Annotated in this window: 11 protein-coding genes, 1 pseudogene and 1 riboswitch; all 12 genes and pseudogenes read left to right on the top strand. The window is 66.5% G+C overall.

Annotated elements, in window-relative coordinates; all coding sequences use genetic code 11:
• Nucleotides 1-256 precede the first annotated feature (256 nt).
• A complete protein-coding gene (locus tag CF161_RS21110; RefSeq protein ID WP_020298640.1) occupies nucleotides 257-1,747 on the top strand; it encodes an aldehyde dehydrogenase in 1,491 nt (496 codons plus the stop codon).
• Between the two features lie 158 nt (nucleotides 1,748-1,905).
• Nucleotides 1,906-3,306 (top strand): cytosine permease, encoded by a 1,401-nt coding sequence (locus tag CF161_RS21105; protein ID WP_020298639.1) that lies wholly within the window; start codon nucleotides 1,906-1,908, stop codon nucleotides 3,304-3,306.
• Nucleotides 3,303-4,937, top strand: coding sequence for a GMC family oxidoreductase (locus CF161_RS21100; RefSeq protein WP_020298638.1), 1,635 nt, complete (start codon nucleotides 3,303-3,305; stop codon nucleotides 4,935-4,937). Before CF161_RS21105 ends, CF161_RS21100 begins: the two co-directional genes overlap by 4 nt.
• A 775-nt stretch (nucleotides 4,938-5,712) precedes the next feature.
• Entirely contained in the window at nucleotides 5,713-6,699 is a 987-nt protein-coding gene (locus CF161_RS21095) for an ABC transporter substrate-binding protein (RefSeq protein WP_020298637.1), read from the top strand.
• A 9-nt stretch (nucleotides 6,700-6,708) separates the two neighbouring features.
• Nucleotides 6,709-7,512: an ABC transporter permease gene (locus CF161_RS21090; RefSeq protein ID WP_020298636.1), complete on the top strand. Its 804-nt coding sequence runs from the start codon at nucleotides 6,709-6,711 to the stop codon at nucleotides 7,510-7,512.
• Complete coding sequence (locus tag CF161_RS21085; protein WP_020298635.1) at nucleotides 7,500-8,336, top strand: ABC transporter ATP-binding protein; 837 nt, start codon at nucleotides 7,500-7,502, stop codon at nucleotides 8,334-8,336. The genes CF161_RS21090 and CF161_RS21085 overlap by 13 nt, the downstream gene beginning before the upstream one ends.
• Nucleotides 8,337-8,453: 117 nt before the next feature.
• A pseudogene (locus tag CF161_RS33465) lies at nucleotides 8,454-8,626 on the top strand (NADP-dependent oxidoreductase); the annotation flags it as partial.
• Nucleotides 8,627-8,735: 109 nt separating this feature from the next.
• Nucleotides 8,736-8,939: riboswitch (cobalamin riboswitch) on the top strand.
• 108 nt (nucleotides 8,940-9,047) lie between these two features.
• Nucleotides 9,048-9,821 carry a bifunctional 2-polyprenyl-6-hydroxyphenol methylase/3-demethylubiquinol 3-O-methyltransferase UbiG gene (locus tag CF161_RS21080; protein WP_020298634.1) on the top strand — a complete coding sequence of 258 codons (774 nt, stop codon included), beginning with the start codon at nucleotides 9,048-9,050 and terminating at the stop codon, nucleotides 9,819-9,821.
• A 35-nt stretch (nucleotides 9,822-9,856) separates the two neighbouring features.
• The gene (locus CF161_RS21075) at nucleotides 9,857-11,977 is read left to right on the top strand and encodes a TonB-dependent receptor (protein WP_020298633.1); all 2,121 of its coding nucleotides are present in this window, start codon (nucleotides 9,857-9,859) and stop codon (nucleotides 11,975-11,977) included.
• Between the two features lie 47 nt (nucleotides 11,978-12,024).
• Nucleotides 12,025-12,885 carry an ABC transporter substrate-binding protein gene (locus CF161_RS21070; protein ID WP_020298632.1) on the top strand — a complete coding sequence of 287 codons (861 nt, stop codon included), beginning with the start codon at nucleotides 12,025-12,027 and terminating at the stop codon, nucleotides 12,883-12,885.
• On the top strand, nucleotides 12,882-13,889 hold the full coding sequence (locus CF161_RS21065; protein WP_020298631.1) for an iron ABC transporter permease: 1,008 nt from the start codon (nucleotides 12,882-12,884) through the stop codon (nucleotides 13,887-13,889). Before CF161_RS21070 ends, CF161_RS21065 begins: the two co-directional genes overlap by 4 nt.
• A partial coding sequence (locus CF161_RS21060) for an ATP-binding cassette domain-containing protein (protein WP_020298630.1) occupies nucleotides 13,886-14,111 on the top strand: 226 nt, incomplete at its 3' end. The genes CF161_RS21065 and CF161_RS21060, both read left to right, overlap by 4 nt.

Raw genomic sequence — 14,111 nt, 5'->3', positions numbered from 1 at the left:
GTCAGGTGTTGATGGGTTGTCTGGTTGGGCCTGCGGCAGCGGCTACAGGGCGGGACGTCGAGGAGCGTCAGTGGTTGAACAGCCTCGTGCCTCGACAGCGGCTACGGGCGATGCGTGCGCCACGATGAAGCACGCCAGCCGAGGTTTTTTATCGATACGGAACACATTTTTACTAATTTCCCACCCCCGGCGCTTGGCCCACTATCGGCCCCACTGATCGTGGACGGAGCCCCGAGGGGCCAACTGGGAGTATGCAGTGACTGACCTCAATACCTGGCAAACGCTAGCGGCCAAGCAACCCTTTAGCGACAGCGCACTGATCGCCGGGCGGGCGCACGCCGCGTTGAGCGGCGAGACCTTCGCCGTGCGCAACCCGGCGACCAATGCCCTGCTGGCCAACGTCGCCGCCTGCGGCGATGCCGATATCGACCTGGCCGTCAGCGCCGCCCGCAAGAGCTTTGCCAGCGGCCCCTGGGCTCGCCTGTTGCCTAGGGAACGCAAGGCGGTGCTGCTGCGCCTGGCCGAGCTGATCCTGGCCCACCGCGAAGAGCTGGCCCTGCTCGACAGCATGAGCATGGGCAAGCCGGTGATGGACGCCTGGAACATCGATGTGCCCGGCGCCGCCCACGTCTTTGCCTGGTACGCCGAAAGCCTCGACAAGCTCTACGACCAGGTCGCCCCCACCGGCCGCGGCGCCCTGGCCACCATCACCCGCGAGCCCCTGGGCGTGATTGCCGCCGTGGTGCCGTGGAACTTCCCGCTGGACATGGCCGCCTGGAAGCTCGCGCCGGCCCTGGCCGCCGGCAACAGCGTGATCCTCAAGCCCGCCGAGCAGTCGCCGTTCTCGGCCCTGCGCCTGGCCGAGCTGGCGCTGCAAGCCGGGGTCCCGGAAGGCGTGTTCAACGTGGTGACCGGCCTCGGCCAGCACGCCGGGCGCGCCCTGGGCCTGCACCCGGATATCGACGCGCTGGCGTTCACCGGCTCGACCCAGGTCGGCAAGCATTTCATGCAGTACTCGGCGCAATCCAACCTCAAGCAGGTGTGGCTCGAATGCGGCGGCAAGAGCCCAAACCTGGTGTTCGCCGATTGCCAGGACCTGGACCTGGCCGCGCAAAAGGCCGCGTTCGGGATTTTCTTCAACCAGGGCGAAGTGTGCTCAGCCAACTCGCGGTTGCTGGTGCAGCGCTCGATCCACGATGAGTTCGTCGAACGCCTGATCGAGCAGACCCGGCACTGGCAGCCCGGCGACCCACTGGACCCCGCGAGCAAGATGGGGGCGATGGTCGATGCACGGCAGACGGCCCGGGTCATGGACTACATCGCCCAGGCCGGCAGCGACGGGGCACAACGGGTGGCCGGCGGCGAGCAGGTGACGCTCAACGGTTCGAACAACTTCATCCAGCCCACCCTCTTCACCCAAGTCACGCCGCAGATGCGCCTGTCCCGCGAAGAAGTGTTCGGGCCGGTGCTGGCAATCACCGCCTTCGACGATGAAGACCAGGCGGTGCAGATGGCCAACGACCATATCTATGCCCTGGCCGCCTCGGTCTGGAGCGATGACCTGAACCGCGCCCATCGCGTCGCCGGCCGCCTGAATGCCGGAACCGTGTCGGTCAATACCGTGGATGCCCTGGACGTCTGCGTGCCCTTTGGCGGAGGCAAGCAATCGGGCTTTGGCCGCGACCTGTCGCTGCACTCGTTCGACAAATACACCCAGCTCAAAACCACCTGGTTCCAGCTGCGCTGAGCCCTTATCGCAACAGCGGCCCGGTTCGTGCTTGGCCACTGTGACGCACGACCCGGCCGTTTGCGCAAAACCGGCCGGGCACTGTTTACCTGCTTGATCCTTCTTGCCTGCAACTCATGCCGGGGCGTTTGCCCGGGCGATACCAGAGTGAATGACCGATGAATAATAACGACAACAGAGCGGCAACCCTTGAACTGAGCACCATCCAGCCCATTGCCCGACACCTGCGCCACGGCCGCGCCCGCGACCTGTTCACCATCTGGTTCGGCTCCAACATCATGTTGCTGACGGTGGTCACCGGTGCACTGGCAGTCACGGTGTTCAAGTTGCCGTTCCTGGCGGCCATGGCCGCCTTGATTGCCGGCAACCTGATCGGCGGCATCTTCATGGCCCTGCACTCGGCCCAGGGCCCGCAACTGGGTGTGCCGCAGATGGTGCAGACCCGGGGCCAGTTCGGCTCTTACGGCTCGCTGTTGGTGGTGGCCCTGGTGGTGATCATGTACCTGGGCTTTTTCGCCTCCAACCTGGTGCTCGGCGGGCAATCGCTGCACAGCCGCTACCCGCTGTTCAGCACCAACCAGGGCATCGTCCTGGTGGGCTTGATCAGTGTAGTGGCGACGGTGTTCGGCTATCGCCTGATCCACGCCTACACCCGGCTCATGTCCTACGTCTCGGGGGCGATCCTGCTGCTGTGCTTTGCCTGGATCATCGGCGTGCACGGGCTGCCGGCGGACTTCCTGCAACGTAACCAGACCAACCTCCAGGGCTTTCTCGGCACCCTGTCGATCGCGGCCCTGTGGCAACTGGCGTATGCACCCTATGTCTCGGACTACTCGCGCTACATGCCGGCCGACACCGGTGGCCGCGCCGCGTTCTGGTCCAGCTACTGGGGCTGCTGCCTGGGTTCGATCCTGCCCATGACCCTGGGGGTGGTGGTTGGCCTCAGCGTGGAAGGCGACATCATCAGCGGCCTGATCGAGATGACCGGCAGCATCGCGACCCTGGTGGTGGCGGTGTTTTCCATCGGCATCGCCGCCACCAACGCCATGAACCTGTACTGCGGCACCCTCTCGGCCATCACCGTGGGCCAGACCCTGGTGCCCACCTGGTCGGCCGGCGCCCTGTCGCGGGCGGTGACCGCGCTGCTGCTGTTCTCCATTGCCCTGGCCCTGGCGCTGCTGGGCCAGGATGACTTCATGGCCAACTACACCAACTTCATTCTGTTGCTGCTGTATGTGCTGGTGCCCTGGACCGCGATCAACCTGGTGGACTACTACCTGATCGCCCATGGCAACTACGACGTCGACTCGTTCTTCCGCCGCGACGGCGGGATCTACGGCTACTTCAACTGGACGGCAGTGGGCTGCTATGTGCTCGGGGTGCTGGTGCAGATTCCGTTCATGGCCACCGAGCTGTACACCGGGGTCATCGCCCAGGCCATGGGCGGCGCCGATATTTCCTGGATCGTCGGGTTGCTGGTGATCTCGCCGGTCTACTACCTGGCCAGCCGCCGTCGCAGCCGCCAGCAAGCACTCAAACCCGCAGGGAGAAACGCATGAACACTGACTACGACTACATCATTGTCGGCGCCGGTTCCTCCGGCTGCGTCCTGGCCAACCGCCTGAGCGCCGACCCGAGCGTCAGCGTGTGCCTGATCGAAGCCGGCGGCCACGACAACAGCCAGCGCATCCAGACCCCGGCGGGCACCATCACCCTGTACAAGAGCAAGACCTACAGCTGGAACTTCTTCTCCACGCCACAGCAAAACCTCAACGGCCGCCGCCTGCACACGCCACGGGGCAAGGCCCTGGGCGGCTCCAGTTCGATGAACAGCATGATCTACATTCGCGGCCATGCCAGCGACTACGATCGCTGGGCCGAGGCCGGCTGCCCGGGCTGGGACTGGAACAGCGTGCTGCCCTATTTCAAGAAGTCGGAGAACAACCAGCTGGGCCAGGACCCGCGCCTGCATGGCACGGGCGGCGAGCTGAATGTCGAGGCGGCGCGCGACCCCAACCCGGTGTCGGCGCTGTTTGTCAGAGCCGCGCAGCGCCTGGGCCTGGCGCGCAACGATGACTTCAACGGCGAGCGGCTCGAAGGCTGCGGGATCTACAACCTCACGCAGAAAAATGCCCGGCGCCTGTCGAGCTACCGCGCTTTTGTCGCACCGGTGCGGGAGCGTCCCAACCTCACGGTCGTCACCGACTGTTCGGTGCGCTCGTTGATCCTCGAACAGCGGGTGGCCCGCGGCGTGCAAGTGGACATCCAGGGTCAGCCCCAGGCCTTGCACGCCCGCCGTGAAGTGCTGCTGTGCGCCGGTTCCCTGGGCAGCCCGCAGCTGCTGCTGGCGTCCGGTATCGGCCCGGCCGCCGAGCTGCAACAAGCCGGAGTCGAGGTCCGGCATGACCTGCCCGGGGTCGGCAAAAACCTCCAGGACCACCTCGACGGGCTGCTGACCATTCGCTCGAAAAGCCCGCTGACGCTGGGCTTCTCCCTGGGCTCGCTGCCCAGCATTCTCGCCGCGCCCCTGCGCTACCTGCTGGCGCGCAAGGGCTGGCTCACCACCAACTATGTGGAGGCCGGCGGTTTTGCCCGCACGCCCCTGGCCGACGCCGTGCCCGATGTGCAGTTCCACTTTGTACCGGGCTATCGCAGCCATCGCGGACGGCTGTTCGAATGGGGCCATGGCTATGCGGTGCACACCTGCGTACTGCGGCCCAAAAGCATTGGCGAGCTGCGCCTGGACCGCGATGGCCAGTTGCTGATCGACTTCAATTTCCTCAGCGACCCGAGTGACGCCCAGGTACTGATCGAGGGCCTGAAACTGGCCCGGCGAATTCTGGCCGACAGCCAGTTCGACGCCATTCGCGGCGAGGAGATGCTGCCCGGCAAAGCGGTGCAGACCGACGAGCAGTTGCTGGCCTATGTGCGCGAGTACGCAGCGACGGTGTTCCACCCGGTGGGCACCTGCAAGATGGGGCTCGACCCCATGAGCGTGGTCGGCCCGGACTTGAAGGTCCACGGGGTGCAGGGGCTGCGGGTGGTGGATGCCTCGATCATGCCGAGCCTGATCAGCGGCAACACCAACGCGCCGTGCATCATGATCGGCGAAAAAGCCGCCGACCTGATCCTGCACGGCACACCCCAGGCCGCCAGTGCCACCCGCATGAATCAGGCAGTGACCAGCTGACGACTCTGTGGCGAGGGCGCTTGCTCCCGCTCGGCTGCGCAGCAGCCGCAAAGGGCCATACGCGCTGGGCCAGAGGCACCGAGGTCTCAGGGGTTGGGCCTGCTGCGCAGGCCAGCGGGAGCAAGCTCCCTCACCACAAAAACAGCCCAGCGCGACGCCCATACGATCTGGCTCCCTTCACCACAAAACAGCCCAGTGCGACGACCATGAGACCTGGCTCCCCTCCCCTGTGGCGAGGGAGCTTGCTCCCGCTCGGCTGCGCAGCAGCCGCAAAGGGCGGCATGCGCTGGGCCAGAGGCAGCGAGGGGCCAGGGGTTGGGCCTGCTGCGCAGGCCAGCGGGAGCAAGCTCCCTCACCACAAAAACAGCCCAGCGCGACGCCCATACGACCTGGCTCCCTTCACCACAAAACAGCCCAGTGCGACGCCCATGAGACCTGGCTCCCCTCCCCGTGGCGAGGGAGCTTGCTCCCGCTCGGCTGCGCAGCAGCCGCAAAGGGCGGCATGCGCTGGGCCAGAGGCACCGAGGTCTCAGGGGTTGGGCCTGCTGCGCAGGCCGGCGGGAGCAAGCTCCCTCACCACAAAAACAGCCCATCTTTTTCATCGTCAGCGACGACATATTTACTAATTTTCCTGCCCCTCGACATCAGCCAACATCAACCTCGCCCCACAGCGGCAAAAGGTCCGTCAGAGACCCGCAGGATGTTCCCGTTTTTGGCGTCTAGCCCCACTGCCCCGAGATATACGAACTAAAAACCATCGTTCCGGGAGTGCTCAATGATCAAGTCTTTCGTCTCGCGCTGCATGCGTCCCCTGGTGTTCACCGCTATCGCCGCCGGCGTTGCCAGCGGCGCCCAGGCCGGCACCCTGTCCATCGGCCATACCACCTGGGTCGGCTACGGCACCCTGTACCTGGCCAAGGACCTGGGTTACTTCAAGGAAGGCGGGCTCACCGTCGACCTGCCGACCATCGAGGAAGCCTCGATGTACATGGCGGCCCAGGCCTCGGGCAAGTTGTCCGGCTCGGCCTCGACCCTGGACGAGATCCTCAAGTACCGACCGCAGTTCTGCTTCAAGGCCGTGGCCGCCCTGGATGAAAGCCACGGTGGCGATGGCGTGCTGGTGGGCAAGGAAGTCAACCGCCTGCAAGACCTCAAGGGCCAGTCGGTGGCGGTCAACGAGGGTTCGGTGTCGCAGTTCTGGCTCAATTACCTGCTGAAAAACGCCGGCATGAAAATGAGCGACCTGAACATCCAGAACATGACCGCCGACGACGCCGCCACCGCCTTTATTTCCGGGCGCGTGCCGGCCGCCGTGACCTGGGAACCGCACCTGACCACCGTGCGCAACAAACAACAGGGCAAGGTGCTGGTGGACAGCAGCAGTACCCCGGGGGTGATCGTCGATGTGGTAGCCCTGAGCTGCGACGTGATCGACAAGCAGCCGGACGACATCAAGGCCCTGGTGGCCGGCCTGTACAAGGCCGTGAAGTACACCCAGGAACACCCGAAAGAAGCCTACGCGATCATGGCCAAGGGCGTCGGCGGCTATCTGGCGGACCCGGCCGAGCTGGAAGCCGCGGCCAAGGGCGTGCGCTTCTACGACCAGGCCACGAGCGAGAAGCTGCTGGGCAGCAATGGCAGCACCGGCGAGGCGGCCACGGTGATCAAGCTGGCCAATGAAACCGCCAGCGAGCTGCAGGGCAAAGCCTTCAACGTCAGCTACAGCGACTTGATCGACAACCGCTTTATCAGCCCGAAATAGGAGCTCGCCATGTCCAAGCGCAATTCGTGGCTGAACCGCTGCCTGACGCCCAAGACCGGCTTGCCGATCCAGGTGGTCTGGAGCGCCAGCGCCCTGGCCTGGGGCCTGCTGATCGGCTTGTGGGCGTTTCTGTCCTACGGCGGCGTGGTCCCGGCGATGTTCCTGCCGACCCCGGGGGCGGTGTTCGACGCCGCCCTGCGCCTGGCCCGCGACGGCACCCTGGGGCCCCATGTCTGGGCCAGCGTCGAGGTGGTGATGATCGGCTTCGTGATCTCATCCCTGGTGGCGGTGCCCATCGGGCTGCTGATGGGCAGCTTCCGGGTGGTGCAGGCGTTTCTCGAACCCCTGGTGAACTTTATCCGCTACCTGCCGGTGACCTCGTTCGTGCCGCTGTTCATCCTGTGGATCGGCATCGGCCTGGAGCAGCGGGTGTCGATCATTATTTTCGGCGTGTTCTTCCAGCAGCTGGTGATGATCGCCGACGTGTCCAAGGGCATTTCCAAGGACCTGATCAACGCCTCCTACACCCTGGGTTCGAGCCGCGTCGACGCGGTGCTGCACGTGATCGCCCCGGCATCGCTGCCGGGGGTACTCGACACCTTGCGCGTGACCATGGGCTGGGCCTGGACCTACCTGGTGGTGGCCGAACTGGTGGCCGCCTCCAGCGGCCTGGGCTACCTCAGCCTCAAGGCCATGCGCGGGTTCCAGGTCGATGTGATTTTCCTGGCGATCGCCGTGATCGGCCTGCTGGGCCTGGTCACCGATCAACTGTTCAGATTCCTCCGTTTGAAGGTGGCCGCATGGGCTCAGTAACCGCAACCTCTCCCACCCAACTCACCCAGGCCCGCATCGCCCCGCAGCCGGCGCCGCAACTGCGGGTGGACCAGGTCACCCTGCAATACAAGACCCCGTCGGGCAGCACCTTCACCGCCCTGGAACAGGTGTCGTTCGAGGTGCCCGACCAGCAATTTGCGGTACTGGTCGGCCCCTCGGGCTGCGGCAAGTCGAGCCTGCTATACCTGACGGCAGGCCTGGCCGAGCCGACTTCGGGCGAAATCTACGTCGGTGGCCAGCAGGTGGATGGGCCCGGTGCCGATCGCGGCATGGTGTTCCAGGGCTACACCCTGTTTCCATGGCTGACGGTGCGCAAGAACATCGAGTTCGGCCTCAAGCGCCGTGGCGTGCCGGCGGCGGAGCGCAAGGAGATCGTCGAGCACTACCTGAATGAAGTCGGCCTGCTGCGCTTTGCCGATAACTATTCCAAGCAACTCTCGGGGGGGATGATGCAACGCGTGGCCATCGCCCGGGCCCTGGCCAACGACCCGCAGATCCTGCTGATGGACGAACCCTTCGGCGCCCTCGACAGCCAGACCCGGTTGCAGATGCAGCAACTGCTGCTCAAGGTCTGGGAGCACAGCAAGAAAACCGTGCTGTTCGTGACCCACGATATCGACGAGGCGATCCTGCTCGGCGACCGGATCTTCGTCATGGGCGCCCGCCCCGGGCGGATCAAGGAAGTGCTCGACGTGCCCATCGGCCGCCCGCGCAACCTGGACATGGTCATGGACCCGGACTTTATCCGCATGAAGCGCAACATCTTCCACCTGCTGCACGACGGGCCCGAGGACGATCACTAACGGCGCGGCACCCGCCGCCTAGTCAGCCGATGCAGGCGGCAGCTATTCAAGGATATGGGTCCGGCACACTGCCAGGATTTCATCGGCCAGCGGCAAATCATCCGGACACGCTCGGGATTGATCCAGCCGTACCGCCTGCCCCTGATTTTGGGCAACGACCTGGCCGGCGTGGTGCTGCGGCTGGGCGCCGAGGTCGACGCTTCAAGTCGAAGGACGAGGTCTACGGGCGCCCTCCCCAGGCCCCTATCGGCACCGTCGCCGTGCGGATTGCCATGCCCGAGAAAGCCCTGAAGTCTGTCGCACAGGGATGCGCCAACGACAAGGAGGTCATCAAGCACCTAAGCCGCAAGCTTCAAGCTTGCGGCTTAGGTTGCTTGACGCTGCCGCCCGCCAATGGTCAGATGCGCGCCAGTTTCAGGTGTCCGCAGCCGTCGTGCTGCGGGTGAAACGGGAAGCCGGTAGGCCCTTTGGGGCGAGTCCGGCGCTGCCCCCGCAACGGTATGCGAGCGAAACATTCACACAGCCACTGTGCCTCGGCATGGGAAGGCGAATGTTTCATGCCCCTCGCGAGCCCGGAGACCGGCCTGATCCCTACATGGCAATCCGCGGTGGGCGGGTGCAGGCCTTGGCGTGCGTAGGCTGTTCCCTGCCCGTCACTTTCTGCTTCAGCTCCCGCGGGTGGCCCGACCAGGCTCAACCCGGCGCTTCCCGATGACGCTTTGCACCCCGCCCCGCCCTGCTCCCTTTGTCTGGCCCGACCACGAAGCGGCGTTTTATGCCGAGCATCTGGCCGCCTCCAACTATGTCGAACGTGTCGGCGGCTGCCTGCTGCAACTGCTCGGCCCGCAGCGGCAACTGCTGGATATCGGTGCCGGTTCGGGGATTCTCGGGCGGCATCTGCTGGCCCCCGGTGGCCAGTGGACCGTGGTCGAACCCAACGCCTACATGGGCCACTGCATCGAGCGCCTCGCGGCCCGTGCACCGGCCGTGACCCTGAGCCTGCACCCGGGTCTCTGGCAAGACATCGCTGACCTGGGCCTGGCGCCGGCACAGACCGTGCTCTGCGCCAACCTCCCGGTCAGCGACGGCCAGGCCCAGGCCTTTCTCGAGCGGGTGCGGCCCCTGGCCCGCGGCACCCTGGTGTGGAACCTGCCGGCCCAGGAAGGCCCGCGCACCTATTGCCTGTCGGGGTTCCTGCCGCCGCAATTGCACCGCAGCGACATGACCCCGGGTTATCAGCTGACCCTGGCCGAGCTGCCGGCCAGCGCCCAGCCCGACGAGATTCACTTCACCGACTGGGCGTTCAGCACGCTGTTCGCCACCCCCGAAGCAGCCCTGATGCATTTCAGGGAGAAGCTCGGCGCCCTCGATGGCGCGGCGCTGGGGCTGCTTGAACGGCATTTGCAGGATCACCTGCAACCGGCCCCGGGGGGCTGGCTGGCCAGCGCCCCGAAACGCGCCGCCAGCTTGCTCTGGCACGCGTGAACTCTCCCATAAGAACCTGCCTGCGGACCTGCCCCATGCCAAGCCTGCGCCACACCTTCGCCCTGCCCCTGTTGCTGGGCACCAGCCTCGCCACCCAGGCCGCCGACAACCCGTCGGTGCTGCAGATGGACACGACCCTGGTCAGCGCCCCCCGGGCCGGCGAGTCGCTCAAGGACGTCACCAGCACCGTGCAGGTGATCGACAGCGAACAGATCGAACGCTCCTCGGCGCGCAACCTGACCGACCTGCTGGCGGAAAACGCGGTGGGCTTTTTCAGCGAATGGACCCCGGGCCAGACCTCGATCAACATCCGCGGCGGCAATACCGATGGCCAGGGCCGGGACTTTCGCAGCCAGGTGACGGTGCTGGTCAACGGGCGCCGGGCCGGCACGGCGAATATTTCCAAGCTGTCGCCGGCCCAGGTCGCGCGCATTGAAGTGATCCGTGGCCCGGCCTCGGTGATCTATGGCAGCCAGGCCATCGGGGGCGTGATCAACATCATCACCCGCAATGGCCGCAACACCGAAGGCGGCGGCGCGACCCTGCAGGGCGGCTCCTGGGGCCTGGCCCAGGGCAGCCTGTTCCAGAGCGGCGCGTCCGGGCCGCTGGATTACTACCTGGGCCTGGACAGCGGTCGGCGCGGTGACTATCAGAGCCGCGACGGCACCCAGGAAAACACCGCGTGGAAACGCCGGGGCGGGTTATTGGCCCTGGGCTATGACCTGTCCGATGACCAGCGCCTGGACCTGACCCTGCGCTCGGACGGCATCTACGACGCGGGCTTTCGCGGTTCGCAATGGGACTACAACAACTACGACAACCGCTATAACCAGTCCCTGGAAGCCAACTGGACCGCCAAGCCGAGCGACTGGCTGAACTGGGCGGCCCAGGTCTACGCCCTGCGCGATGTCGACGACCTGCACTGGGGTTCCGAGCGCCAGGGCAACGGCAGCCCCGGGTTCAGCAAGGACCATATCGAGCGCCGCCTGGACGCCTATGGCCTGAAGCTGACGCCGCAGTTGCTGCTGGGCCCCGGCACCGACCTGCTGCTGGGCCTGGACCTGGAAAAAAGCACACTGCGCAATGATCGTTTCCGCGTGGCCATGAACGGCTCCACCAGCAGCCAGGTGGCGCCCTACGACATCAACTCCGATGACCTCAGCGCCGCACTCTACGCCGAGCTGATCCAGCGCCTGATGGACGACCGCCTGACCCTGCGCGCCGGTTCGCGCTACAGCTATGGCCGCTCGAGCACGGTCAAGACCGACTACATGCCGACCCTCGAAGAGCAGACCCGCAGTTTCGATGAAGTCACCTACAGCCTCGGCGCCGCCTTCGAGGCCATGCCCGGGGTCAAGCTGCGGGCCGGGGTTTCCACCGGATTCCGCGCACCACTGGCAGGCGAGCTGGCGGCCGACTTCACCACCACCAGCGGCAGCCAGACCCTGGGCAATGCCGACCTCAAGCCCGAGACCAGCCTGCAATACGAAACCGGCATTACCCTGACCAGCCGCTACCAGTTCTTCGACCTGGCGCTGTTCCAGAACCGGATCCAGGACCGCATCACCAGCCGGCCCCTGGGCGGCAACGTCAGCCAGTACGTGAACGGCGACGGCGACGCGGTGATCCGTGGCCTTGAAGCGCAATGGCAATACGACCTGGCCCGCGCCCTGGCCCTGGGTGACGAACGCATCCTGCGGATCAACAGCAACGCCAACTGGAACTTCGACATGGACGACAAGGGCGCCGCCAGCACCCTGACCGGCCCGCACCGCGAGCAGATCCAGCGCATGTACCAATACCAGGCCAGCCTCGGCCTGACCTATGGCCGCGAACGTGATTGGGACCTGGGGCTGAACGGGATCCTGCGCGGCCCGGTGTACTATCGCACCGAAGAGCGGCTGCTCAACCCGGATCCCAACTACGTGTACCGCAAGGCGCCGTTCTGGGTCTTCAACCTGCGCGGCAACTACACCCTGAGCCAGCAGCTGAGCCTGTTCGGCGGGGTCAACAACCTGTTCGACATCGACCGCAGCAGCCTGTTTATCGCCACCGGCAATGATTCGCCGCTGGCCGACCCGCGCGCCTCCAACGGTGGCCTGGGCAACAGCAACCCGGGGCGCGAGCTGTACCTCGGCGCGCGCTACCGGTTTTAAGCCGGGTGCGCTGGCTATTGCTGTTGTGCCTTTTGGCAAGCCCTGGCGTGTGGGCGGATGAGGGCTTCCCGCGGACCCTGGTGGATTCCCTGGGACGCTCGGTGGAGATCCCCCACAAGCCGCAGCGCATCGTCGCGATCTTCGCCAGCAACGTCGAGATGCTGGCGGCGATCGGTGCCGGCGATGCCATAGTCGGGGTCGAGGAATGGACCCGCTACCCCGCCGACATCGCCGCCCGGGCCAAGGTCGGTGGGCGCCTGGGGTTTTCCGTGGAGGCCATCGCCCGGCTGCGCGCCGACCTGGTGATCATGACCCCGGCACGCCAGGCCGCGACCCTGGTCGACCCTTTGCAGCGCATCGGCATTCCGGCCCTGGTGCTCAACCACCGCGACCTGGCCGCGGTGCAGGCCAATATCCGCCTGCTGGGCCAGGCCACCGGCCATGAAAACGGCGCCGAACAGCTGATCGAACACATGCAGGCGCGCCTCGCTGCGGTCCAGGCGCGCCTGGCCGGGCAGCCGCCGGTGGCGGTGTACCTGGAGACCGGCAGCAATGATCGCGGCAGTTACCTGACCCTGCGCGGGCACAACTACACCAGCGACATTCTGCGCCTGGCAGGCGGGCGCAACCTGTTCGCCGACAGCCGCCTGAGCCAGGTCGGCGGCGAATCGGTGTACCACGCCAACCCCACCCGGATCATCGTCGCCGGCAGCCCGCAACAGGCCGCCAGCCTGGGATCGCGCCCCGGCTGGCAGAGCATTGCCGCGGTGGCCGCGGGCCGGGTCGACAGCCTGCCCAGCGCCCTGCTGCTGATCCCCGGCCCGCGGGTGGTCGAGGGCGTCGAGCAACTGGCGGCGCTGCTGCACCCTGAGCTGTTTCCCAAGCCCCCGAGCGAGACCACGCCATGACCCCGGCCACTCGCGGCGTCGACCGCCGCTACCGCCTGCTGTGCCTGACGCCGATCCCGGCGATCCTGATGGCCCTGTGGCTGGGCGCCGAACTGGCCCACTGGAGCGACGTCGTGGCGCTGTGGCACGGCAGCGATTCACCCTTTGCCCAACTGCTGCTGACCTGGCGCCTGCCGCGGGTGCTGGCGGCTTTTTGCGTGGGTGCCTGCCTGGGCCTGGCCGGGGTGATTTTCCAGGGCGTGTTTCGCAATCCGCTGGCCGAGCCCTACCTGCTTGGCAGCGCCCCCGGGGCAGCGGTGGGGGCGGCCATCGCCCTGCTGGTGCCGCTGCCCCTGGCATTGGCCCTGAGCCTGCCGCTGCTGGCCTTTGCCGGAGCCTGGGGCGCGACCCTGTTGGTGCTGCTGATCACCCGCCTGACGCGGATCAACGACACCAGTGGCCTGCTGCTGGCCGGCATCGCCGTTGCCGCCCTGCTCGGCGCCGTGCGCAGCTTGCTGCTGCTGGCGCTGTCGGATGAAACGGTCAACCTGCAAGTGGTGCTGAGCTGGACCCTGGGCGGCATCCACACCCCGGACTTCGCCGCCCTCGGCCTGCTGGGCCTGCTGACCCTTCTTGCGCTGCTGGCGGCCCGGCGCCTGGCCCATGGCCTGGACCTGCTGGGGTTCGGCGATCAGGTGGCCTACAGCATGGGCCTGCGGCCCCGGCGCTTTATCAACCTGGCGCTGTTGCTGGCGGCGGCGATCACCGCGCTGGCGGTATCCTGGGGCGGGCTGGTGGGGTTTGTCGGGCTGGTAGCGCCCCATGCCGTGCGCTGGCTGCTGGGCCCGACCCACCAGCGCCTGATCGTGGCCAGTGCCCTGGTCAGCGGCGCCTTGCTGGCGCTGCTCGATGGCCTGGCCCGCAGCCTGCTGCCACCGGCGGAAATCCCCCTGGGGCTGCTGACCGCCCTGCTCGGCGCGCCGTTTTTCATTGTCTTGCTGACCCGCACGAGGCCTGCCCCATGAGCACCGCTCCCGTCCTCCAGGCCCGGGGCCTGTGTGTCGAACACGCCGGCCAGGCGGTGCTGCATGACTTCAACCTGGAACTGCAACCCAGCGAGCTGCTGGTGCTGGTCGGCCCCAACGGCTCGGGCAAAAGCAGCGCCCTGCGCGCCCTGGCCGGGGTGCAGCCGACCAGCGCCGGGCAGGTACAGGTGCAGCAGCGGCCCCTTGCCGCCTGGCCCGCGG

The sequence above is a fragment of the Pseudomonas sp. CF161 genome, assembly GCF_000416215.1.
Classification (GTDB): Bacteria; Pseudomonadota; Gammaproteobacteria; order Pseudomonadales; family Pseudomonadaceae; genus Aquipseudomonas.
This window is presented reverse-complemented; position numbering and strand designations above follow the sequence as displayed.

What these genes read in the sequence shown, in the direction of transcription:
- CF161_RS21075 (WP_020298633.1), top strand. Translation starts at nt 9,857, where the DNA reads ATGCCAAGCCTGCGCCACACCTTCGCCCTGCCCCTGTTGCTGGGCACC.
- CF161_RS21065 (WP_020298631.1), top strand. Translation starts at nt 12,882, where the DNA reads ATGACCCCGGCCACTCGCGGCGTCGACCGCCGCTACCGCCTGCTGTGC.
- CF161_RS21100 (WP_020298638.1), top strand. Translation starts at nt 3,303, where the DNA reads ATGAACACTGACTACGACTACATCATTGTCGGCGCCGGTTCCTCCGGC.
- CF161_RS21080 (WP_020298634.1), top strand. Translation starts at nt 9,048, where the DNA reads ATGACGCTTTGCACCCCGCCCCGCCCTGCTCCCTTTGTCTGGCCCGAC.
- CF161_RS21085 (WP_020298635.1), top strand. Translation starts at nt 7,500, where the DNA reads ATGGGCTCAGTAACCGCAACCTCTCCCACCCAACTCACCCAGGCCCGC.
- CF161_RS21090 (WP_020298636.1), top strand. Translation starts at nt 6,709, where the DNA reads ATGTCCAAGCGCAATTCGTGGCTGAACCGCTGCCTGACGCCCAAGACC.
- CF161_RS21095 (WP_020298637.1), top strand. Translation starts at nt 5,713, where the DNA reads ATGATCAAGTCTTTCGTCTCGCGCTGCATGCGTCCCCTGGTGTTCACC.
- CF161_RS21105 (WP_020298639.1), top strand. Translation starts at nt 1,906, where the DNA reads ATGAATAATAACGACAACAGAGCGGCAACCCTTGAACTGAGCACCATC.